The following is a 23,056-nucleotide window of genomic DNA, read 5'->3' on the forward strand; positions in this document are numbered from 1 at the left end:
CGCGTCGCTTCACCGCATCGCGCCCGCCCCGGTGGTCACGCGGCACTCACGGCGCGGTACCCGTGAGGTAATGAGCGAGCACCGGGCGCAGCCATTCGGTCAGCGTCGCGTCGTCCATCGCGGTCAGCGCGGGCAGCCCGACGACGTTGCGCGCCATGGCGATTCCCAGCACCTGCGATCCCACCATCGCGGTCCGCTCGGCGGCGCGGTCGGGGGTGATCGCGCTCAGGGCCGGCGCCACCTTTTCGACGAACACCTCCAGTAGCGCGTCCGCGGCGGCGCGGTTGGTCGCGGCCGCGCGCAGCAGCGGCAGAAACGACCCGGCCGGATCCCACACCCGGATGAGAAACGGCACCAGCACGTCGGCGACGCGTTCCGGGGCGACGCCGGTGAGGTCGGGAAAGGTGATCTCGAGCCGGGAGACCGTGGCGAACAGGTCGGCCTTGTTGCCGAAGTAGTGCATGACGAGCGCCGGATCGACGCCGGCCTGGGCCGCAATCGCGCGAATGGTGGTCCGCTCGAAGCCATGGGTGGAGAAAAGGCTGCGCGCGGCGCTGAGGATCGTGGCGCGGGTGGCTTTGCCGTCGCGGGCTTTACCGGGCATGGTGAAATTCTAGTTCAACAAGTGTTGACATCGCTACCAGCCGGGCTTACGTTGATTTCAACAGTTGTTGAACCCGCAACCGGAAGGAGCGATCCGATGACGACAACCGCTGTGCACGACGTCGACGTCCTGGTGGTGGGGGCCGGCCCCACGGGCCTGACGGCCGCGGGCGACCTGGCCCGCGCCGGACGCGCGGTGACGGTGCTGGAGCGCTGGCCGGCCGAAAACCCGACCAGCCGCGCGTTCGCCGTCATGCCCCGGACGCTGGAGATTCTGGACGCGCGCGACGCGGCCGACGAGCTGCTGGCCCAAGGCCAGCGCGGACCGGACGTGACGCTGTTCGCCAAGGCCCGCCTCGACCTGACCCGCCTCGACTCGGCCTATCCGTTCGTCCTGGTCACCCCGCAGACCAACGTCGACGCGGCGCTCTGCCGCTACGCGATGGCCGAGGGGGCCGACATCCGGCGCGGCGTCGAGGTGGTCGCGATCGAGCAGGATGCCGACGCCGTCACCGTCACCGCCCGCCCCAAGGGCGACACCGATCCCGCACACCGGCAGACCTGGCGGGCGCGGTACGTGATCGGCGCCGACGGCGCGCACAGCACGGTGCGAACGCTGCTGGGTATCGATTTTCCCGGCAAGACGGTGCTGACCTCCCTCATGCTGGCCGACGTCAAGCTGGCCCACGGCCCCGCCCGCGGCGGGCTGGTGGTGGGCACCACCCGGGAGGTGCTCGGGTTCTTGGCGCCCTACAACCGCGAGGACGGCTCGTGGTACCGGGCCCTGGTATGGGACCGCGCCCACCAGCTGCCCGACACCGCGCCCGTGGACGACGCGGAGATCATCGACGTCCTGGCCCGCGCCATGGGCACCGACTTCGGTGTGACGGAGATCGGCTGGAAGTCGCGATTCCACTGCGACGAGCGGCAAGTCGCGCGCTACCGGCACGGACGGGTGTTCCTGGCCGGCGACGCCGCGCACGTGCACTCCCCGATGGGCGGCCAGGGCATGAACACCGGCATCCAGGACGCCGCCAATCTGGCCTGGAAGCTCGACGCCGTGCTCGGCGGCGCCGACGGCGCACTGCTGGACACCTACCACGACGAACGCCACCCGATCGGCAAGCGGGTGCTGCTGCAGTCCGGGATGATCGCCCGCGCCGCGACGCTGCACCGGCGGCCCGCGATCTGGCTACGGAACCTGTTGGCTCCCAACCTGCTTCGGATACCTGCCGTGCAGGATTTCGTGGCCGGCAGTTTCGCGGGCACCACGTTGCGGTACGGCCGGCGCGGACTGGTCGGCACCCGCGCCGCCGCGATCCCGCTCGTCCAGGGACGGCTGACGCACCTGCAGCGCGGCGGTGGCTTCGTCTTCATCCGCGAATACGGCGCCGCCCCGGTCGAGACACCCGGGATGCCGCAGGCCGAGCGTGCCGACCGCGGGCCGGCCGTGCTGGTGCGCCCCGACGGGTACATCGGGTGGGCCGGCGCATCGGCGCAGGCGCCCGACGAGATCACGAACGCGGCAGCGCCCGCAGCAATCCGGTTGCTGGCGCGGTGATTCCGTTCTAGTCCACGTTCTCGGGTTGGTGGACGACGAACGACCGGAGACGACGGCGGGTCTGGTGGTCTTTTGCGCCGGGCTCGCCGTCGCTGTGCCGGCCTCGGGTGTAATCGCCCTGCCACGGCACCTTCTCGTTGGCCGCGGCGCCGGCGGCTTCCTGCTCGCGGCCCAGCGCCCCACGCGAACCGAGGAAGTGCTCGTGCTTGCGGTGCAGCTCTTCGTCGGATTCGATGGGCAGAAGTTCGGGGGTGAACTCCTCCAGCTCTGCCCGGCGTTGCGGCACGATCATGCAGATCGGCTCGTCGACCTCGAATCGCACCGGCATGAACTCCCGGGTGAATTTCCAGTTCATGCTGAAACTCGAGCTGGACCAATCGGTTTCGACGATGCCCTCCAGCGGGGAGATGGCATCCTTGGGATGGTTGGCCGGCCCGCGGACCAGCAGGTTGTAACCGGGCGGGGTGCGGAACAGGATGGGCAGGTGCCAGGTCAGGATGCCGTAGCCGAAGTGGCTGGACGGCAGGAATTGACCGCTGTCGCGGGTGTCGGGCGCGATCATCAGGTTGGTGCGGTCATTGCCGCCCATCCAGGTCGCGGTGAACGCGTTGCGGTTGCGCACCTCCCAGCCGCTCTGATTGGCGATCAGCATCGGCAGACACCGGTGCGGCCACCCTTGGCGGATCTCCGACATCCACTGCCGGCCGATCGGCGCGGGGCTGATCGGCGGGGCGATGTCATGGGTGACGTACCCGATCAGCGGGCGAGACCGCCCACTGGATTGCTCACTCATCGAATCCTCGCTTCACCGGACGATGCCGACCATCACCGACGTCGCCAACGCACTATCGCGACCAAACGTTAACGGTCCGTGAACCGCAGCGCCCCTCAAGAGCCGGCGATCAGTGGGTTCTGGCCAGCTCCGCAATGGTATTCACCCGCCGGACCGCGGTGGCGATCTCGGCGGCGAACTCGCGGCGCCGCCGGGCGATGTCCGGGTCGCCGGAGCCGTCCACGAGTTCCCGGTGTCGGGCCAGCCGCAGCGCCGTCTTGAACAGTTCCATCGACCTCGACTCGGCGCTGGCGATCTTGCGTTGCAGCTCCCACTGCTTGCCCACCTCGAGGCACTCGACCAGAAACGCGTCCTCTTCGAACGATTCGTCCTCGTAGGCGGCCAGCCGGTCCGCGACGACGTGGTAGGCGTCCAGGAAGGGGCGCAGCACCAGGTGCGCCAGCAACAGGTCGGCCTTTTCCAGCAGGCCCAGCACGTCGGCCGGGTCGGCTGCCTTGCTGGTGTCTTCCACCCGCCCGATCAGGCGCACCTCGTCGGCAAGCTCCTTCTCGAACTGGGCGCGCGCCGAGAACAGGAACTCGAATTTCAGCAACTCGCGCAGGCGTAACGCCTCATCGAGCACCGCCGTCGGGTGCACCAGGGCGTCCACCGAGTCCTTGGCGTCTTCCGCGGCGGCCAGCAATGCCGTCTCGGCGATCGCACGGTCGACCACGATGTGAATGGCGGTGTTCCGGTAGAACGCGGCAACCAGGTGCTGCTCCGCGCCGATGCCCCAGACCGGTTCCGTGCCGGCGTCGTAGACGCTGACGACGCCGGAGGCGACCATTTGGTGCAGGGTCCAGCGGATGGTCGAGCGATTCGTCAGATCGGCGGCTCCGGCGACAGCCCAGTTGTGCGCGGCGATGTAGCTCGCCAGCGGCCGCACGGTGGCCAACACCTCGCTGATGGACAGCGAGCGGTCGGCCCCCAACAGGGCAAGGCTGACCACCGCGGTCGGGGTGACCGGCGTCGCGCGATTGATACGGTGCTCGACATCCAGCGCGATGCGCTCTATTTCGGTGCCCGTGCCGGACTCCTCGGCGCGCAACTCCTCCAGGCGCTTGCGCAGCGGCAGCGGTTCACCGAAGTCGAGGTAGGCGCGGCCGAGCCGCTCACCCTGCTGGCGTGCCAGCCGGATCAGGAACCGAAAGTCTTCGGGCCGCTTCGTCGCACCATAGGCCTCGGTGGTCATGGCTTCCACCTCGTGCAGCTGGTCGTAGACGATCGACGTCGGCACCAAATACACTTCGGGGCCATCGATTTCGTCCACCGCGTCGGCGATGTAGCGCAGGATTCCGAAAACCGGGGGACGCAGCTTGCCGGTCCTGGTCCGGCCCCCCTCGATGGACCAGGCCAGGTTGGCGTGGTTTTGCACCAGCTGGGCGGCGTAGGCGCGCAGGACGAAGCGGTAGACCGGAATGTCCTTGGTGTGCCGGCGGATGAAGATGGTCCCGGTGCGCTTGGCCCAGACGCCCATCGGGAAGAAGTTGAGGTTGGCGCCGCCGAAGGTAAGCGCGGGTGAGAGCCGGTGGGCCTGGATCACCTCGGGCAGCAGCAGGCCGTCCAGGTAGGAGCGGTGCGAAAATGCGAACGCCAGTGTGGCTTTGCGATCCAGCTTGCGCAGCGCAGCGATCTGGTCCTCGTCGGTCAGCACGTCATAGGCGCGCATCAGCCAGCAACTGAAGCTGCGCCAGGCCTTTATCGCCCGCTGGTCCAGCGTGGGCGCCATCTCGCGTAGATAACAGGCGGCCTCGGCGCGCACGCTGTCCGGGTCGCGGCCCAGTTCGTGGGCCAGCTTGTTGAGCCGCTGCTCATACCATGGCGCGCACAACAATTCGGCGACCTCGGCCGGGTCGGTCGGCAACGGTGAGGTCGCTTCGGTGACCAGACCGGTGCGCTGCAACAACTTTCGCACCCCAGCGCGGCCGACTTCGCGGGCGGTCCCCGCCGGTCCCCCGCTCATGCTGGCTGCACCGCGGCGGCTAGGGCGGGCTCGTGCACGTCCGGATGCGATCCGGGCGCATAGAGTTCCTCGATCTCGCGGGCGTATTTGGCCATGATCGGCTTGCGTTTGAGCTTCATCGTCTGCGTGATCTCGTCACCGCCGGGTTCCCACAAGGTGGGCAGAATGCGGAACCGCTTGATCTGCTCCACCCGGGATAGTTTGGCGTTGCCCGCGGCCACCCCCGCGGCGATCTGCGCGATGACCTCCGGGTCGGCCGCCAGGGCGGCGGGCGAAGCGTCGGACAGCCCGCGCTGGGCCGCGTACGGGCCGACCGAGTCGGCGTCGAAAACCATCAGCGCGGTGTTGTACGGTCGTCCCTCGCCGATGGTGATCATCACCCCGACCATGGGACACGCGGCCAGGATGGCGTTCTCAATGTTAGCCGGCGACATGTTCTTTCCGGCCGCATTGATGATCAGCTCCTTCTTGCGGTCGACGATTCGCAGGTATCCCTCGGCGTCGACCTCGATGATGTCGCCGGTGTGCAGCCAGCCGTCGGCGTCGATCGCCTCGGCGGTCTTCGCCGGTTCCTTGCGGTAGCCCCTCATCACCAGCGGACCGCGGACCAGATATTCGCCGTCCTCGGCGACCTTGCCCTCCAGACCGGGAAGCAGCTTGCCGACGGTGCCCAGCCGGGTGACATCCGGGTGTGCCACGCTGGCAGCGCAACTCAGCTCCGACATGCCCCAGACCTCGCTGATCGGGATGCCGATGCCCGCGAAGAACGCCAGCGTCTCTTTGGGGATCGGGGCGGCGCCGGACACGGCCCATCGCAGTTCGGCGAACCCGAGCCGCTCGCGCAGCTTGGACAGCACCAGCTCGTCGGCCTTGGCCCACTCGGCGGTCAGCTCGGCGGGCTCCGGCTCGCCGGACACCAGCGCGGCGGCGCGCCTGGCCGCTACCGACAAGCCCCACTGCAAGCCGTGCCGCCTCGCTTCGTCGGTTTCGCTGGCGACAACGAATTCGATTGCGGCCTTGAGCTTCTCCCACACGCGCGGCACCGCCGCCCAAACCGTGGGCCGCGCGTCGGGCAGCGCCGCGGCAACGGCGCGCGGGTCACCCACGGCGGTCACCTGGGTGCCGAACACCTCCAGCGGATACAGCGCCACCATCCGGTCGGCGATGTGCGCCGACGGCAGGTACGACGTGGTCCGATCGCCGAACCGGCTGCCGAGCACCGCGTCGAGCCCGTACGCCTCGAACAGCAGGCTGGCGTGCGTCATCTCGACGCCCTTGGGGTTTCCGGTGGTTCCGGAGGTGTAGATGAGCGTGGCGACGTCGTCGGGTTGCACGGCCCGCCAAGTTGATTCGAAATCGAAATCGTCCGCGGCCGCGGCATACAGGTCGTCCACCGAGATGGTGCCGGGCGGCGAACCGTCGATGCAGACGATGTGCTCGATGGGTGCCCCGCTGGCGCGAATGCGGTCCACGTACTGCTCCTCGCAGATCGCGACCTTGGTGCCGGCGTTGTCGAACAGGTAGGTCAGCTGCTCGGCGGGCAACGTGTTGTACACCGAAAACGATGTGGCCCCGACGTGTTGGGCGCCGATCTCGAATGGGTAGAACTCGATCCGGTTGGCCATCATCAGCGACACCGTGTCACCGCGCCGGACCCCCAGCCCCGCCAACCCGGCGGCGACCGTGCGCACCTGCGCCGCGAGCTCTCGCCAGCTCAACGCCTGCGCGCCACCGGGCGTCCGCAGCGCGACGGCCTCCGGGTCGATCGACGCGGTGCGCTGAAACGCCTCGCACAAAGTGGCCGGATCCTGCGCGGTCGTCATTTCCGTCCTCCTCGGCGCCACATCAGCACTGCCTTCGTGAGCCTACGTCCGAGCACCGGGCGGCGGGGACCATATCGCCTGGCTTCGCCGCTGCGGCGGGGTCATGACTCGGGTCGCCACAGCTGCACCGTGCTCGTCACGCCGCCGGGCAGTTCGACCAGCTCGATCGGCGTCCCATCGGGGTCGTAGATGAAGAACATCCGCACCCCCCGATATCGACGGGCGGGTCGGCCCGGACGCCGGGGTGGTGGCGGGTGACGGTCTCGAAGGTGGCGTCGAGATCATCGACGCGAAACGACATGTTGGTGTAGCCCAGGTGCGGGCCGCTCGGGCACTCGGGCACCGTGCCCAGCGACAACAACTCCACCATCGCCGCCCCGATCAGCCCGCCGACCATGCGGCCCCGCTGGGCCGCACCGCCGGTGACCGTATCCAGTCCGGCGCCCTCGAGCTCGACGTCGAACACCACGTCCATGCCCAGCACCGCGGTGTAGAAGGCCAGCGACGCGGCGATGTCGGAGACGCCGATGCAGACATGCGAGAAGTTCTGCACGGCGATGTGGTGCTGCTCGGTCATGCGGGCTCCTTACCGGCGTGGGGCGGGTGAATTCCGCAGGCGCAGGCGTCAATCGAGGGACACGTGCAGCGCATCCCCCACTCGATGACGGCCCGGGCGCGGGCCAGCGAATCCATTTGCGCGTCGATCTCGGCGAGCTTGGCCTCGGCCAGCGCGCGGCTGACCGGCCGCCCGGGCGCGTCGTCGGCAAACAGCAGCTGGATCTCGTCCAGCGAGAATCCGGCGGCCTTGCACAGCGCGATCACCTCGAGGCGGGCCAGAATCGAGTCGTCATAGCGGCGCTGACCGCCCAGCCGCGCCGGCTCCGGCACCAGGCCGATCTGCTCGTAGTAGCGCAGCGCCGTCGCGGCCACCCCGGCCCGGCGCGCGACCTCCCCGATCGTCAGGCTTGGCGCCATCACAGCCTCCCGAGACCTCGACGCTTGACTTCGAGCCAACTCTAAGTCCTTGACTGTGGTGATGACCATCCTCCGATACGCCGAATTCAACGGATCCCGCCCTGTGTGGGTGGAACTGCCGTGACGGCAACGGCACCCGACCCGGTTCGCTCTCCCAGCCTGCGCCAATGCTGCAGTGCGGCAGTCGGATTGGCAATCGGCCTGGTGCGCCCGAAGCGTCCCGACGAACGGTTCATCCGCAGTGTCGTCGACGCGGGCCTGCCGACTCCCGGCCGCACCGTGACGGTGACCGCGCTGCCCCAGGTGCCGCGGCCGGTGCCCACCGCCGCCATCGTCGAGGGCACCTTCACCCCCGGCCGGGTCCAGAACTCGCTGACGTCATTCCTGGTCACCCACCCGGAGGCGGCCTTCATCGTCGACCCCGCGGTGTGCGTCGACGTCGAAAAACGTGCGATCACCCAACTTCCCGCCGTGTTGCGGGTCGCGGTCCGCCCGCCGGCCGACACCATCCCCACCCGCACGGCTCTGCACCGACTGCCCGACGCGCCGCGCCTCGATTTCGCGCTCCCCACCCACGCGCACTGGGATCACGTGTCGGGTCTGCTGGATTGGCCGGAGCTTCCCGTGCACTTGCACCGCCGCGAACACGACTGGATCGGCACCGGTTCCATCGCTCCCGTCGGCGGCGTGCGCGATTCGCTGCGCGGCCGGCCCGTGAATCAATACGACCTGGACGGGCCGCCGGTGCTGACCTTCACCGCAAGCCACGATCTGTTCGGTGACAATTCGGTCATCCTGGTGGATCTGGCCGGCCACACCCCGGGCAGCGTCGGGGTGTTGATCAACACCGAGCGGGGATGGATCCTCATCGCCGGCGACGCCGCCTGGCACCATCTACAGATCGACAAGATTCGGCAGAAGTCAAGCTACCCAGGCAATTTGGTGGACGAGGATCGTGTCGAGACCTTCAAGACCCTGCAGCGCCTGCACCTGGCGCGGTACGCGGTCACCATCATCCCCACCCACGACCACCAGGCGGCGCTGCGATTGGCCACCACCTAGCGGTTCGCGCCCGAACGTGAAACCCGCTTCACGTTCGGGCACGAGCGTGCGGCCAGCTTCACACTCGCGAGGTTTGGCGAGCCGCCTAGCCGCCCAGGCAGCCGGGGCCGAGCAGCGCCTTGAGATCGCCCATCAGCGCCGGTGACGGCGTAACCCGAAGGGAGGCATCCAGTTCCAGCGTGGTGATCCGGTCGCCGCTGATCAGCCGCAGATGCACCTGCGAGGTGCCGGGGTGGCGGGCCAAGACCTGCTTGAGCGCTGTGACCTTGTCGATGGTGCACTGCCGCGTCGGCAGGCTGACCGCCAGCGGCCGGTTCGGCTGGGCGCTGGAGAAGTCGGGCACCACCAGCTCGTTGGCGATCAGCGCGACCCGGTCGTCGCGCAGCGACACCTTCGCCTTGATCAGCACCACGACGTCGTCGGCGATGTCGGCACCGTACACGGAGTACGCCTGCGGGAAGAACATCACCTCGATGCCACCGGTGAGGTCTTCCAATTGGGCTGATGCCCAAGGCATTCCGTTCTTGTTGACCCGCCGGTTGACCGATGCGAGGATGCCGCCCACCCGCACCTGGGTGTCGTTGGGCACATCGCCGTCGAGGATGGCAGGGATCTGGGTGTCGACCTGCGCGGTCAGCAGGTGCGCCACCTGGTTGAGCGGATGCCCGGACACGTACAGGCCCAGCATTTCTCGCTCCAGAGCGAGCTTGTGCTTGTCCTCCCACTCGTCGTCGGGCACCTTGATGTTGAACACCGATTCGGTGCACCCGTCGTCGCCGCCGAACAGGTCGAACTGACCCATCGCCTCGGCCTTCTTGGTGCCCAGCACCGAGTCGACCGCGTCGGTGTGCACCAGGAACAGGCCCTTGCGGGCGTGACCCAGCGAGTCGAAGGCACCCGCCTTGATCAACGACTCGGTGACCTTCTTGTTGCAGGCCGCGACGTCGATCTTGTTCAGATAATCCGAGAAGTCGGTGAACTTGCCCTTGCCGTTGCGGGTGCTGATCAGCGAGCCGACCACGTTGGCGCCGACGTTGCGCACCGCGCCCAGCCCGAAGCGGATGTCCTTCCCGACCGAGGCGAAGTTCACCAGGGACTCGTTGACGTCCGGCGGCAGCACCGTGATGCCCAGCTTGCGGCAGTCGGCCAGATACACCGCCGCCTTGTCCTTGTCGTCGCCCACCGACGTCAGCAGGCCGGCCATGTATTCGGCCGGATAGTTGGCCTTCAGGTAGGCGGTCCAATAGGAGACCAGGCCGTAGCCCGCCGCGTGCGACTTGTTGAACGCATACCCGGCGAACGGAAGGATGGTGTCCCACAACGCTTTCACCGCTTTTTCGGAGAAGCCGTTGGCGGTCATGCCGTCGTAGAAGCCCTTGTACTCGGCCTCGAGCACCTCGAGCTTCTTCTTACCCATCGCCTTACGCAACGCGTCGGCCTTGCCCATCGTGTAGGAGGCGACCTTTTGGGCGATGAACATGATCTGCTCTTGATAGACGATCAGGCCGTGCGTCTCGGCGAGGATCTCGCGCAGCGGCTCCTCGAGCTCCGGGTGGATCGGCTTGACGGCCTGACGACCGTTCTTGCGGTCGGCGTAGTCGTTGTGGGCGTTCATGCCCATCGGCCCGGGCCGGTACAGCGCCAGCACCGCGACGATGTCGTTGAATTCGGTGGGCTGCATGCGGCGCAACAGATCTCGCATCGGGCCACCGTCGAGCTGGAACACGCCCAGTGTGTCGCCGCGGCCCAGCAACTCGTAGGTGGGCTTGTCGTCGAGCGGCACCGATTCCAGGTCGAGGTCAATTCCCCTGTTGCTCTTGATGTTTTCCAGCGCGTCACCGATGATCGTCAGGTTCCGCAGGCCCAGGAAGTCCATCTTCAGCAGGCCGATGGCCTCACACGACGGGTAGTCCCAGCCGGTGATGATGGCCCCGTCCTGGGGCCGCTTCCACAGCGGGATGGCCTCGGTCAGCGGCTCGCTGCTCATGATCACCGCGCACGCGTGCACGCCGGCGTTGCGGATCAGACCCTCCAGGCCGCGCGCGGTCTGGTAGATGGTGCGCACGTCCGGGTCGGTTTCGATCAGACCGCGGACCTCGGCGGCCTCCTTGTAGCGCTCATGGCCCGGGTCGGTGATGCCCGACAGCGGAATGTCTTTGGCCATGATCGGCGGGGGCAACGCCTTGGTGATCCGGTCGGCGATCGCAAAGCCGGGCTGGCCGTAGTGGATGCGCGCCGAGTCCTTCAGCGCCGCTTTGGTTTTGATGGTGCCGAAGGTGATGACCTGGGCGACGCGGTCGGAGCCCCACTTCTCGGCGGCGTAGCGCACCATCTCGCCGCGACGACGGTCGTCGAAGTCGATATCGATGTCGGGTGCCGACGGTCGCTCCGGGTTGAGGAACCGCTCGAACAGCAGACCGTGCGGGATCGGGTCGATGTTGGTGATGCCCAGCGCGTAGGCCACCAGCGACCCGGCCGCCGAGCCACGCCCCGGACCCACCCGGATGTCGACCGACCGTGCGTAGTTGATCAGGTCGGCGACGATGAGGAAGTACGACGGGAATCCCTTGTCGCAGATGACCTTGATCTCGTATTCGGCCCGGTCGATGTAGTCCTGTCCGACACCGGACGGAAAGCGGCGCTGCAGGCCGGCCATCACCTCGTGGTGCAGCCAGGTCGCCTGGTCGTGTCCCTCGGGCACCGGGAAGATCGGCATCCGGTCCCGCGGCGCCCACACCTCGTCGTACGACTGCACCCGCTCGGCGATCAGCAGGGTGGAGTCGCAGGCGCCGGGAACCTCGTCGTCCCAGATCTGGCGCATCTCGGCGGCCGACTTCAGGTAGTAGCCGTCGCCGTCGAACTTGAACCGGTTGGGGTCCGACAGGGTCTTGCCGGTCTGCACGCACAGCAGCGCCTCGTGGTTGTGGGCGGCGTCGCGGGTGACGTAGTGGCAGTCGTTGGTGGCCAGCGGCGGAATGTCCAGCTTGCGACCGATCTCGAGCAGCCCGTCGCGGACCCGTTGTTCGATGGACAGGCCGTGGTCCATCAGCTCCAGGAAGTAGTTGTCGGCGCCGAAGATCTCGCGCCACTTGGCGGCCGACTCCAGCGCCTCGCGCTCGTGCCCCAGCCGCAGCCGGGTCTGCACCTCGCCCGACGGGCAGCCGGTGGTGGCGATGATGCCCTCGGCGTGCTCGGCGATGATCTCGGCGTCCATCCGCGACCACTTGCCGAGCTGGCCCTCGAACGAGGCCAGCGAGGACAGCTTGAACAGGTTGCGCAACCCGGTGGCGTTCTCGGCCACCATCGTCATGTGCGTGTAGGAGCCGCTGCCCGACACGTCGTCGGACTTCTGGCCGGGGTCGCCCCACAGGATCCGGCGGGTGTCGAAGCGCGACGCCGGCGCGATGTAGGCCTCGACGCCGATGATCGGCTTGATCCCGGCCTTGGCGGCCGCGTTGTAGAACTCGCTGGCGCCGAACATGTTTCCGTGGTCGGTCATCCCGACCGCGGGCATCTGCAGCCGCTGCACCTCGGCCAGCATCGGCGCGATCTTCGCGGCACCGTCCAACATCGAATACTCGGTGTGGTTATGCAGGTGCACGAAGGACGAATGGTTCATAGGGACGCCAGTCTATGACCGCGGACCGACACGAGTTCGGCGTGTCGCCGCGTGTGTCTTTATGAGTCCGTGACGATCCGCGGCGCCCGGCTCTTGCCACGCCGGCGATCGCCGCGAGCGGGTTTACCCGTACAACTCGACGAAGTTCTGCAGCGACTTCTGCACGTCGCCCTTGACGGCCCGCGCCGCCGCCGAGCCCACCGGACCGAACAACGGCCGTCCGCCCAGTTCGAGGCGCAAACCCAGCGTCGATCCCTCGTCGGTGGACCGCACGGTGAGCGTGACGGCGTACTTGGCCCCGCCTTTGCCGGATCCCTCCATCGCCACCCGGTGCGGCGGGTCCCACGTGGTCACCGTCCAGGTCACCCGGTTGCGCAGGCCCTTGGCCCGAGCCACGCCGACGATCTGGGTCCCCTCGCCGATCTCGTCGGGCAGGTCGCTGCGCCAGGCCTCGTGCATGACCAGCCAGTTGCCCAACTCCGACAGGTCGGAGACGTGGTCCCACATGTCCTGCGGGGTCATCGGGACATCGGCGGTCAGGTCCACGGCAGCCATCGCCCGAGCCTAGAGTGTGTCGACCGACGACGGGCGCCGTTCGGCAGTGCGCGCCTGCCGAATCTCGAATCACTGTTCGGGACTGAGGGCGCGAGGCCGAACCTCGCCTTCTCCTTCGTCGATGCCGATGCGCTCGTGCAGCTTGACCAACGGTTTGGGCGCCCACCAGTTGGCGCGGCCCATCAAGCGCATGAACGCCGGAAGCAGCAGCATACGAACGAGCGTCGCATCGACCACCACCGCCAGAGTGAGTCCCAGACCGAACATCCTCATGAACGACACCCGCGCGGCTATCAACGCGGCGAACGAGATCGACATCAACAGCGCCGCCGCAGTCACCACCCGACCCGAGCGAGCCAAGCCTTGCGCGACGGCCTCGTCGTTATCCTCTGGCGTTCGGTCGGAGGCCAACCAGTGTTCGCGGATCCGAGACACCAAGAAGACCTCGTAATCCATAGAGAGACCGAACGCGATGCAGAACAGCAGCACCGGCATGTGGACCATCAGGGTGCCGTTGGCCGTGGTACCCAGAGCGCCCAGGTGGCCTTCCTGGAAGATCCATACCAGCGCGCCGAATGCAGCGGTCAGCGAAAAGACGTTCAGCACCAAGGCTTTCAGCGGCATTACAAGACTGCCGGTCAACAAGAACAACAGCACGAAGGTGATCACCGCGATGATCGACAAGACAAGCGGCAGCCGCGACGTCACCGCTCCCGCGCTGTCGCGGTTTATCTCCGGCCTGCCGGTGAATAGGACGTCGTGGCCGCCGGGTCGGGCGATGGCCCGAAGACGATCCAGCTGTCTTTCCGATGCGGTGGAGAACAACGCGGCGGCACTGCGCACCGTGAGGAAGACGCTGCCGTCCTGCGCGCCGGTGGGTGCGGAAGGCGGCCCGACCGGCGCGCCGTTCTGGAAGGTCCCGCCCGGCGTCGACACGGACACGACGTCGGCCACCTGCGAAAGTTGGGCGGCATAGCGCTCGATCTCACCGGGCGCCAACCCGGACGCATCGGGGATCACGACGGTCACGTCCCTGTCCGTGTTGATCGCGAAATTTCTGCGCATGTCGTCGCCGACCTGCCGCGCCGACGCCGATGTCGGCAGCACTCGGTCGTCGGAGAAGCCCCAATTCGCCCCGAGAAAAGGCGCCCCCAGCACCAGCAGGAACGCGATGACCGCCACGCCGATCACAATCGGCCGTCGCATCACGGCTTTCGTGGAGCGGTACAAGAAGCTCTCTTCGATCGGGCCTGACACCGGCTCGGGACGCCCGCCCACCCGGCGAATCAGCCGCCGCACGTTGAACGAGTCCAGCCGGTCGCCGAGCAGCACGATCAGGGCAGGCGTAATCACCACCGCAGCAATGGCCGCCAAGGCGACCACCGCGACGCCCGCGTAGGCGAACGACTTCAGGAAGTACATCGGAAACAGCACCATCGTGGCCATGGACAGTGCGACGGTCGTCGCCGAGAACAGCACGGTTCGTCCGGCCGTGCACATGGTGCGAACCAGCGCATCCTCGCGCCGCATGCCGTCGGCGAGCTCGTCGCGGTATCGGCTGATGATCAACAGGGTGTAGTCGATGGCCAACGCCAGTCCCATGGCCACCGTCAGGTTGAGCGCGAATATCGACACGTCGGCGAAGAGCGTGATCGCTCGCAGCGTCGCCAAGGTGCAAACGATGGCAAAGCCGCCCACTGCCATCGGAATCGCCGCGGCGAGCATGCCGCCGAACACCCACACCAACACAACGAAGCTCAATGGAAGCGCAATGGATTCCATGACGAACAGGTCTTTTTCGCTCTGCCTGTTGATCTGCGCATACGTCAGTGCCTCGCCGCCCGCCTTCACCGTGACTCCGTCACGATCGCGCGCGAGTTTCTTCGCCAGTGCCGCGGCGTTCTTCTGGGCGCCGGTCTCGCCGCCGCGAATGCCGGCGACGATCAACCCGGTCTTACCGTCCTTGCTGATCAAGCTCGCCGCGACGGGCGGCGGCACGGTCCACGCCGAGCTGACCTGCGCAACGTCCGGCGACATTTTCAGCTGCGCGACGATGTCGGTGGCCACCTTTCGGGCGGACTCGCTGTGGGCGCCCGCCTCGGTGGTCACTTCGAAAACCATCTGTTGGTCGCCGTAGTCAAACTTCTCCGCGAGCACCCGCTGCGCCCGTGCAGACTGCGACGACGGATCCTGATAGCCGCCCGCCGACAGCATGTCAAGGGCGGAGAAGCCGAAAATTCCGGCCGCGACCATGACCAGGAAAGCCGCGGCGACGATCCTGCGCGGCGCGATGATGGCGAGTCGAGCGGCTCCCCGTAACACCTGGTGCCCTCCCTGTGCGCCCCGCCTCAGTTCTTGGGGCCGCCGCGGAATCGGTTGCCGATCCGGATGCCCGGCAACAGCAGGCTGCGCGGCGCGAATCGGCCGCCGGTGCTGACCACCTTGGGCACCACGCCGGGCACCACCGTGCGCCGGCCGGCCAGCATGCCGCCGATGGCCGCCTCGGCCACGTCGCGCGGCGATACCTGCGCGATGGGGATGCTGAATCGCTCGGCGTTGGCGATCTCGGCCCACTCCGTCGGCACCGGCCCCGGGCACAGGCAGGTGACCGACACCCCCGTCCCGTGCAGCTCCTCGTGCACCGCTTCGGAGAACGTCTGCACGAAGGCCTTGGTGGCCGAATACACCGCCATGAAGGGAACCGGTTGAAATCCCGCGATCGACGCGATGTTCATCACCGCGCCGGCGCCGCGCTCGACCATGCCGGGCAGCGTCGCGTGGGTGAGTTCCATCAACGCGAGCGCGTTGAGGGTGACCTCTTCGCTCTCGCGGTCCACCGGCAATTCGTGGAACACCCCGCTGGTGCCGAAACCGGCGCTGTTGCACAGGCCGGCGATCGGCTCGCTGCGCAGCCGGTTCGCCAGTTTGGCGCGAGCCTTTCCGTCGCTGAGATCCAGCGGCAGCACCTCGACGGCGACCGAGTACTCCTGGCCGACCTCGTTGGCCAGCTCGTCGAGGCGCTCCCGGCGCCGCGCCACCAGCAACAGCGGGAAGCCGCGACGGGCCAACCCGCGAGCCAGTTCGGCGCCGATGCCGGACGAGGCGCCGGTGATGACGACGGTGGTCTGAATGTCAGGTTTTGGAAGGCTCATGGTGTTACCAATGTATCCCTCGGGTCGCCCGCACAAACGTCTCGCTTCTCTTATCGAATTTCGTTGCCTCGGTTGAGGATTCATCGCCCTTCGCGGCATCGGAGTCGCCGAACATTTCAAACGCCCGGTTGCGCACCCGGTCCATCACCGCCGGGTTGACCGCATCGGCGAGCGCGGCGAACTGCCCGAACGGCGAGCTGGCCCGGCGGGGCCGGTGCACGATCGCGTCCGCGATCACCCCGGCCGCCTGCTCGGGGGTGAGCGCCGGGAACTTGTCGTAGAGCGTGGTCGGGCTGATCATCGGGGTGCGCACCAGCGCCATGTGCACCGTGGTGAACCGCACGCCGTCGTTGACGGTCTCGGCCTGCAACGAGTCGCACAGGCTGTCCAGCGCGGCCTTGCTGGCGATGTAGGCGCCGAAGCGTGGGGCGCGGGTCTGCACGCCGACCGAGGAGACGTTGACGATGTGCCCGAAGCCGCGTTCCCGCATGCCGGGGACGAACTTGAGGATCAGCTGGACCGCGCCCAGGTAGTTGAGCTGCATGGTCCGCTGATAGTCGTGGATCCGGTCGTAGGACAGCTCCAGCGAGCGGCGGATCGATCGTCCCGCGTTGTTGATCAGGATGTCGACGCCGCCCAGCTCGTCGAGCACCTGGTCGGCCATCGCGGCGATGGCGTCCATGTCGGACAGGTCGCACGGGTAGACGTGGGCGTCCCCGCCGGCCCCGCGGATCTCGTCGGCGACCTTTTCGAGGTTCTCCCGGGTGCGCGCCACCAGCGCCACCGCAGCACCGGCTTCCGCGATCTTCTTGGCCGCGGCCTCCCCGATGCCCGAGGAGCCCCCGGTGATCAGGGCGGTCTTGCCCTCGACGGCGTCCTCGAGCGTGCGGCCCTGCACCGCGTCCAGCAGGTTCCTCAGATAGAACGGTCGGTACCGTCCGGCCGAGTTCGGCGTGTTGACGATGTGAGACACCGCGGCCAGTGGCTTCTCCACCAGGCTCCCGATCGAGTTCTCCACCAGACTCGTTATGTCACCGAGATTCATCGACCTTCGCTCCTGATGATGTAAGCCCCCCGACCCCAACTGGCCTGCCCGTTGACCATGACCGCCTTACGGGGCTGCGCGAGTGATGTGACGTGCGTCATTAAGCCAACCTAGGACATCAGTCTGTCACCCCGGTGCAGATTGCCGTCATATGGCGCGCCGCCCCCGCTCACGGTTCGCCGGGAACAGCCGCCAGCTGTCGGCAATCCGCTTGTTACACAAGGCAATCCGGGCGTGATTGCGGACTAACCGACGAGCAACGCCGAAATGTTCCAATCCTGCTTATGAAAATTCTGGGCAGATAGGCTCCGAGGAAGCAGGCCCACCAGGGCCGCGGGATCACCATGCGCCACTTCAGTTTGGTGGCCGGGCATTTGGCCGGCGCGCTGACCGCCGCCGGGGAGCGCACCGAGATTGCGGTCAGGGCTGTGACTCAACGCCCGGGCACGACCATGACGGCAATCTCGGCACGGCGGCGCCCCGCCGGGCGAACAATGTCTGTCATGAACCGCACATTCGACGACCTGATAGCCGAGGCGGAGGCCGCCCCGGTGGACGGCTGGGATTTCTCGTGGCTGGACGGGCGGGCCACCGAGGAACGCCCGTCGTGGGGCTACCAGCGCCTGTTGAGCGGCCGGTTCGCGACGGTGTCGGCCGCGCTGGACATCCACACCGGCGGCGGTGAGGTGCTGTCGGGTGCGGCACCGTTCCCGCCCACCATGGCCGCCATCGAGACCTGGCCGCCGAACGCGGCGCTGGCCACCCAGCGCCTGCACCCGCTCGGCGTGGTGGTCGTCGCGACTCGCGATGAGCCGCCGCTGCCGTTCGGCGACGACGCGTTCGACCTGGTCACCACGCGTCACCCGATCTCCGTCTGGTGGACCGAGATCCGTCGGGTGCTGCGGCCGGGCGGCACCTACTTCGCCCAGCACATCGGCCCGGCCACCATGGGCGAACTGGTTGAATACTTCATCGGGCCGCAGCCGGAGAAGTGGGCCGAATTCCACCCGGACGCCGTGCGCGCGCAGGTCGAGGAGGTGGGGCTGCAGGTCGTCGACCTGCGAATGGAGCGGATGCGGGCCGAGTTCTTCGACGTCGGCGCCGTCGTGTACTTCCTGCGCAAGGTGATCTGGTCCGTGCCGGACTTCAGCGTGCAGCGCTACCGGGAGAAGCTGCGGGAGCTGCACGAGCGGATCGGCGCCGACGGCCCGTTCGTCACGTACTCGACCAGGGTCCTCGTCGAGGCACGCAAGCCCGGCTGAGTCAGCCCTCGGCGCGCAACACGTCCAGCGCGTGCTGCAGATCAGCCGGATACGGACTGACGATCTCGATCCGCCTGCCGTCGGCCGGGTGGGCGAACGACAGCGAACGGGCGTGCAGCCATTGGCGTTCCAGGCCAAGCCTTTTCGCCAGCTTGGGGTCGGCGCCGTAGACCAGGTCACCGCAGCACGGGTGATGCAGCGCGGAGAAATGCACCCGGATCTGGTGGGTGCGGCCGGTTTCCAGATGCACGTCCAGAAGGCTGGCCGCGACGAAGGCCTCCACGGTGTCGTAGTGGGTCAGGCTGTGCCGGCCGTCCTTGGTGACCGCGAACTTCCACTCGCCGCCACGGTGACGTCCGATCGGCGCATCGATGGTGCCGCTGGACGGGTCCAGATACCCCTGCACCAGCGCGTGATAGCGCTTGTCCACGGTGCGCTGCTTGAACGCCCGCTTGAGCACGGTGTAGGCGCGCTCGGACAGCGCCACCACCATCACCCCCGACGTGCCGACATCGAGGCGGTGCACGATGCCCTGCCGCTCTGGCACCCCCGAGGTGGTGATCCGGTAGCCGGCGGCGGCCAGCCCGCCGAGCACCGTGGGTCCGGTCCAGCCGACCGAGGCGTGCGCGGCCACCGCCGCCGGCTTGTCGACCGCGACGATGTCGTCGTCGGAATACAGGATCGTCATGCCCTCGATGTCGACCGGCGTGTTCTGCAGCGGCGCCGGCGCCTCGGGCAGCCGCACCTGCAGCCAGGCACCGCCGGTCAGCCGGTCGGACTTGCCGGCCTGGACGCCGTCGAGTTCGACGCCGCCGTCTTCGGCGATCGCCGCCGCCGCGCTGCGCGACAGCCCCAGCAGCCGCGCCAGCCCGGCGTCGACACGCATGCCCGCCAGGCCCTCCGGGACGGGCATCGAGCGGTCAGTCACCCGTGCGGTCTCCGCCGTCGCCCTCGTCGTTGCGCCGGTCGTTGGCGGTGCGCCGCCCAGGCGAATCGAAGTCGAATCCGAAAATCGACAGCACCACCAGCAAGATGGCGCCGCCGACCACCGACGGGTCCGCCACGTTGAACACCGGCCACCAGCCGACCGACAAGAAGTCCACCACGTGGCCGCGCAGCGGTCCGGGGGCGCGGAAGAAGCGATCGACCAGGTTGCCCATGGCGCCGCCGAGAATCATGCCCAGTCCCACCGCCCACCAGGGCGACACCAGCCGCCGCCCCATCCAGAAGATGCCGACCACCACGCCGGTGGCGATCAGGGTCAGCAACCAGGTGTATCCGGTCGCCATCGAGAAGGCCGCGCCCGAATTGCGCACCAGGGTCCAGGTCACCGTGTCGCCGATGATCGGCACCGGCTGACCGGGCGGCAGCAGTTTGACGGCGAGCACCTTGGTGACGACATCGAGGGCCAGGACTATCGCCGCGATCGACAGCAGCAGCCGCAGCCGCCGGGGCGCGGGTTCGGGTGCCGCGACGGTTTCGGGTTCCGCGTCCCGCTCGACCGGGGCGGCGTCACCCGCCTCTTCGGCTGAGGTCACCGGCTCAGTCGAGTTCGTTGGTTCTTCAGGCACCTGCCCATCATCCCCTACTGCCCCGCGCAGGCTAGCCATGTTCGCCCAGCGCCGATGCGCAATGATGCCACCATGGCCCGGCTCACCGTTATCGCCACCGGCGGCACGATATCGACCGGCACCGGCGCCGACGGGGTGCACCGACCTTCCTATAGCGGGGCGGATCTGACGGCGCCCTTCCGCGACCAGCACGATGTGGAGGTCGTTGACCTGCTGGCCGTCGACAGCTCGGAGCTGACGCTGGCCGACTGGGACCGGATCCGCGATGCGGTGACGGCCGCGGTCGACGGCGGCGCCGACGGCGTGGTGGTGCTGCACGGCACCGACACCATGGAAGAAAGCGCGCTGTGGCTCGATCTCACCTATTCGGGCCAGGCCCCGGTCGTGCTGACCGGCGCCATGCGCAGCGCCGACGCCCCCGACGCGGACGGCCCGGGCAATCTGCGCGACGCCCTGGCCGTGGCGGCCAGCCCGGCCGCCCGCGACCTGGGTGTGGTGCTGTGTTTCGCCGGCCGGGTGCTGCAACCGCTGGGCATCAGCAAGGTGGCCACCGAGGATTTGAGCGGCTTCGCGGGTCAGCTGGTCGGCGCCGTGGCCGGTGAGGTGAAGCTGACCGGGCCCAAGACGCGGCCCTACGTCGGCGAGCTGCGGGCCGCCGCGGCGCCGCGCGTCGACATCGTCACGGCGTACCTGGGCAGCGACGCGGTAGCGCTCGATGCGTGCGTGGCCGCCGGGGCGCGGGGCGTGGTGCTCGAGGCGCTCGGTTCGGGCAACGCCGGGCCCGCGGTGGTTGACGCGGTGCGCCGGCACTGCGGCGACGGGGTCGTCGTCGCGGTGTCCACCCGCGTCCCCGGCGGGCGGGTCGGCGCCAGCTATGGTCCCGGGCACGCCATGGCGGCCGCCGGGGCGGTGCTGGTGCCGCGGCTGCGTCCGCCTCAGGCGCGGGTCCTGCTGATCGCCGCGCTGGCCGCCGGGCTACCGGTCGCCGACGTCCTCGCCCGCTGGGGCTGACAGCGCTCTGACTTCGGAGGCCTGCAGCCCGCCGGCGTAGTCGGGCCAGTCCAGCGAATCGATCGGGTTGGCGCGCACCAGGTCGCCGCCGTCGGCGGGAAAGGTCCGGGCCGGTCCGGGGCCGGAGCTGCGGGTTTCGAATCGGGCGGTGACCACGCCGTGTCCCGCGCCCTGCACCCAGCCGTGCCCGAGCTCGCGATGGGCGACGTCGTCGCCGATCCGCCACCCGGCATCGTCGGGTCCCGGGGCGAACATGGCCTCGGTCGCGGTTTCGACGGATGGTGCATCCGGTTGCGGATCCGGCAGTTCCAGGTCCGGGAACAGCGATTCCTGGCGCACGTCGCTCAGCCCCGAAAAGCCCACGCCGAGAAGGCGAATCGGCCCGATCTCGCGCGGATCGAGCAGCAGCCGCCGGGCCATGCCCAGCAGGGCCGCGACCTCGGTGGTGGCGTAGGGCAGCGTCGCGGACCGGGTCAGCGTGCTCATGTCGGATTTCTTCAGCTTGACGGTCACGGTGCGGGCGCCGCGGCCGTCGCGCAGCAGGCGGTGATGGGCGTGCTCGGCGATCGGCTCGATGGCCTCCCGCAACTGCTCCAGGCTGGTCAGGTCGGCGGCGAAGGTCGATTCGGAGCTGATCTGCTTGGCCTCGGCGCGCTCGGCGACCGGGCGGTCGTCGATCCCGCGGGCCAGCCGGTGCAGCGCCGGCCCGATCGTGGCGCCCAAGATGTTGGCCGCCTCGGCTTCGGTGAGGGCGGCCAGCTCGCCGACGGTCTCGATGCCGAGCCGATGCAGCCTCTCCTCGGCGACCGGGCCGATCCCCCACAGCCGGCGCACCGGCAGGCCGCCGAGCAACACCCGCTCTTCGGCGCGACGCACCACCCGGACCCCGTCGGGCTTGGCCAGTCCGGAGGCGATCTTGGCGATCTGCTTGCCGGAGCCCGCGCCCACCGAAGCGATCAGGCCGGTGGTGTCGCGGACCCGTCGCCGCAGGTCCTCGCAGAACGCCTCGACATCCTCGGCGGACGCCCCGACCAGCTGGGCGGGCTCGCCGAATCCCTCGTCGAAGGACAACTGCTCGACTACGGGCACCACCGCGCGGATGGTGTCGAAGACGCGCCGGCTGGCCAGCCCGTACACCACACCGCGCGGCGGCAGCACCACCGCATTCACCCCGACCAGCCGGCGGGCCTGATGCATCGGCATGGCCGAGCGCGCCCCGAACACGCGCGCCTCGTAGCTGGCCCCGGCCACCACGCCGCGCCCGCCCACCCCGCCGACCAACACCGGGCGACCGCGCAGCGTCGGACGGGTGAGTTGCTCGACGGAGGCGAAGAACGCATCCATGTCCAGGTGCAGCACCCACCGCGACTCCACACGATCGATGCTAGGGCCCACCCGAAGCGCCAGTTGGACTACCGTTTTTGCATGGCCATCAACCTTGCGCACCGCCGGATCGTCAGCCCGGACCGCTGGGCCGAGGCCGCCGAGGCCGCCTGGTGACCGCCGGGCCCGGCAACGCGGCGGCGTCGCCCGAGACAGCAGCGCCCGCCACGCGATGGGCTCGGTTGCGCCATCAATGGAACCAGCGCCTGCAACCCGGGGAGCAGACCACGGTGCTGGCCTGGGCGTCGTTCACCCTCACCTTCGCCGGGTTGCGCGGCCTCACGCACTGGATACGCGCCGGCCATGGACCTTCCGGCGGCGGTATATCTTTGGGCGGCAGGCATTTTCATCACTACAACATCGGCATCGGGATGCTGGCGACGGTGGCCGGTGTGGGGCTGCGCGGCAGCGACAGGCAACGGCGGCACCCGGCGGCGGCGGTGGCCTACGGCGCCGCCAACGCCATGATCGTCGACGAGCTGGCGCTGCTGTTGGACCTCAAGGATGTCTACTGGGCATCGGAGGGCCGTGAGAGCGTCGACGTCGCGGTCGGCCTGATCGCCGCCGGCGCGACCGTGGTGGCGGGAATGCCGTTCTGGCCGCATGCCCACCGGGCGCTGCGTTCTCGGGCCTGACCGC

General features: G+C 68.5%; 19 protein-coding genes and 1 pseudogene. 6 read left to right on the plus strand and 14 right to left on the minus strand.

The genetic code is table 11. The annotated features are described in order from the left end of the window. Positions 1-46: 46 nt before the first annotated feature. Entirely contained in the window at positions 47-604 is a 558-nt protein-coding gene (locus ACIUM1_RS03520; protein ID WP_406815906.1) for a TetR family transcriptional regulator, read from the minus strand. A 96-nt stretch (positions 605-700) separates the two neighbouring features. Here ACIUM1_RS03520 and ACIUM1_RS03525 point away from each other — a divergent pair, with 96 nt between their 5' ends. Then, positions 701-2,164 carry an FAD-dependent oxidoreductase gene (locus ACIUM1_RS03525; RefSeq protein WP_406815907.1) on the plus strand — a complete coding sequence of 488 codons (1,464 nt, stop codon included), beginning with the start codon at positions 701-703 and terminating at the stop codon, positions 2,162-2,164. Positions 2,165-2,171: 7 nt separating this feature from the next. Here ACIUM1_RS03525 and ACIUM1_RS03530 read toward each other — a convergent pair whose 3' ends face one another. The 5 genes from ACIUM1_RS03530 to ACIUM1_RS03550 all read right to left on the minus strand — a co-directional run bounded on the left by ACIUM1_RS03530 (position 2,172) and on the right by ACIUM1_RS03550 (position 7,757). Continuing rightward, the gene (locus ACIUM1_RS03530) at positions 2,172-2,957 is read right to left on the minus strand and encodes a DUF6065 family protein (RefSeq protein ID WP_406815908.1); all 786 of its coding nucleotides are present in this window, start codon (positions 2,955-2,957) and stop codon (positions 2,172-2,174) included. A 109-nt stretch (positions 2,958-3,066) separates the two neighbouring features. After that, positions 3,067-4,959 carry a lysophospholipid acyltransferase gene (locus tag ACIUM1_RS03535; RefSeq protein WP_406815909.1) on the minus strand — a complete coding sequence of 631 codons (1,893 nt, stop codon included), beginning with the start codon at positions 4,957-4,959 and terminating at the stop codon, positions 3,067-3,069. Beyond that, positions 4,956-6,782 (minus strand): fatty acid--CoA ligase FadD11, encoded by a 1,827-nt coding sequence (gene fadD11, locus ACIUM1_RS03540; protein ID WP_406815910.1) that lies wholly within the window; start codon positions 6,780-6,782, stop codon positions 4,956-4,958. The genes ACIUM1_RS03535 and fadD11 overlap by 4 nt, the downstream gene beginning before the upstream one ends. Before the next feature lie 136 nt (positions 6,783-6,918). Next, a complete protein-coding gene (locus ACIUM1_RS03545; RefSeq protein ID WP_406815911.1) occupies positions 6,919-7,359 on the minus strand; it encodes a VOC family protein in 441 nt (146 codons plus the stop codon). Beyond that, positions 7,356-7,757 (minus strand): helix-turn-helix domain-containing protein, encoded by a 402-nt coding sequence (locus ACIUM1_RS03550; RefSeq protein WP_406815912.1) that lies wholly within the window; start codon positions 7,755-7,757, stop codon positions 7,356-7,358. The genes ACIUM1_RS03545 and ACIUM1_RS03550 overlap by 4 nt, the downstream gene beginning before the upstream one ends. Positions 7,758-7,877: 120 nt before the next feature. Here ACIUM1_RS03550 and ACIUM1_RS03555 point away from each other — a divergent pair, with 120 nt between their 5' ends. Then, the gene (locus ACIUM1_RS03555; protein WP_406815913.1) at positions 7,878-8,819 is read left to right on the plus strand and encodes an MBL fold metallo-hydrolase; all 942 of its coding nucleotides are present in this window, start codon (positions 7,878-7,880) and stop codon (positions 8,817-8,819) included. Between the two features lie 85 nt (positions 8,820-8,904). Here the strand turns inward: ACIUM1_RS03555 and dnaE are convergent, their stop codons facing one another. The 5 genes from dnaE to ACIUM1_RS03580 form a co-directional block, all read right to left on the minus strand. After that, a complete protein-coding gene (dnaE, locus tag ACIUM1_RS03560; RefSeq protein ID WP_406815914.1) occupies positions 8,905-12,438 on the minus strand; it encodes a DNA polymerase III subunit alpha in 3,534 nt (1,177 codons plus the stop codon). Positions 12,439-12,561: 123 nt separating this feature from the next. Further along, positions 12,562-12,993: an SRPBCC family protein gene (locus ACIUM1_RS03565; RefSeq protein ID WP_406815915.1), complete on the minus strand. Its 432-nt coding sequence runs from the start codon at positions 12,991-12,993 to the stop codon at positions 12,562-12,564. A gap of 69 nt (positions 12,994-13,062) precedes the next feature. Further along, positions 13,063-15,315, minus strand: coding sequence for an MMPL family transporter (locus ACIUM1_RS03570; protein WP_406815916.1), 2,253 nt, complete (start codon positions 15,313-15,315; stop codon positions 13,063-13,065). 26 nt (positions 15,316-15,341) lie between these two features. Beyond that, a complete protein-coding gene (locus ACIUM1_RS03575; RefSeq protein WP_406815917.1) occupies positions 15,342-16,145 on the minus strand; it encodes an SDR family NAD(P)-dependent oxidoreductase in 804 nt (267 codons plus the stop codon). Positions 16,146-16,149: 4 nt separating this feature from the next. Continuing rightward, positions 16,150-17,190 carry an SDR family NAD(P)-dependent oxidoreductase gene (locus ACIUM1_RS03580; RefSeq protein ID WP_406815918.1) on the minus strand — a complete coding sequence of 347 codons (1,041 nt, stop codon included), beginning with the start codon at positions 17,188-17,190 and terminating at the stop codon, positions 16,150-16,152. 305 nt (positions 17,191-17,495) lie between these two features. On the opposite strand from ACIUM1_RS03580, the pseudogene ACIUM1_RS03585 reads away from it, so the two are divergent. Further along, positions 17,496-17,603 (plus strand): annotated as a pseudogene (locus ACIUM1_RS03585) (group 1 truncated hemoglobin); the annotation flags it as partial. A gap of 90 nt (positions 17,604-17,693) precedes the next feature. Further along, positions 17,694-18,452, plus strand: coding sequence for a class I SAM-dependent methyltransferase (locus tag ACIUM1_RS03590; RefSeq protein WP_406815919.1), 759 nt, complete (start codon positions 17,694-17,696; stop codon positions 18,450-18,452). Position 18,453: 1 nt separating this feature from the next. Here ACIUM1_RS03590 and ACIUM1_RS03595 read toward each other — a convergent pair whose 3' ends face one another. Next, positions 18,454-19,380 carry an RluA family pseudouridine synthase gene (locus ACIUM1_RS03595; protein ID WP_406815920.1) on the minus strand — a complete coding sequence of 309 codons (927 nt, stop codon included), beginning with the start codon at positions 19,378-19,380 and terminating at the stop codon, positions 18,454-18,456. Then, a complete protein-coding gene (lspA, locus tag ACIUM1_RS03600) occupies positions 19,373-20,023 on the minus strand; it encodes a signal peptidase II (RefSeq protein WP_406815921.1) in 651 nt (216 codons plus the stop codon). The genes ACIUM1_RS03595 and lspA overlap by 8 nt, the downstream gene beginning before the upstream one ends. Positions 20,024-20,077: 54 nt before the next feature. Between lspA and ACIUM1_RS03605 the strand changes: the two genes are divergently transcribed. After that, entirely contained in the window at positions 20,078-21,034 is a 957-nt protein-coding gene (locus ACIUM1_RS03605; RefSeq protein WP_406815922.1) for an asparaginase, read from the plus strand. Here the strand turns inward: ACIUM1_RS03605 and ACIUM1_RS03610 are convergent. Continuing rightward, positions 20,999-22,393 (minus strand): DNA polymerase IV, encoded by a 1,395-nt coding sequence (locus tag ACIUM1_RS03610; protein WP_406817512.1) that lies wholly within the window; start codon positions 22,391-22,393, stop codon positions 20,999-21,001. The genes ACIUM1_RS03605 and ACIUM1_RS03610 overlap by 36 nt on opposite strands. Positions 22,394-22,530: 137 nt before the next feature. Here ACIUM1_RS03610 and ACIUM1_RS03615 point away from each other — a divergent pair, with 137 nt between their 5' ends. Next, positions 22,531-23,052 (plus strand): hypothetical protein, encoded by a 522-nt coding sequence (locus tag ACIUM1_RS03615; RefSeq protein WP_406815923.1) that lies wholly within the window; start codon positions 22,531-22,533, stop codon positions 23,050-23,052. The last annotated feature ends 4 nt before the right edge of the window (positions 23,053-23,056 follow it).

The sequence above is a fragment of the Mycobacterium sp. M23085 genome, from assembly GCF_045343915.1.
Taxonomy (GTDB): Bacteria; Actinomycetota; Actinomycetes; order Mycobacteriales; family Mycobacteriaceae; genus Mycobacterium.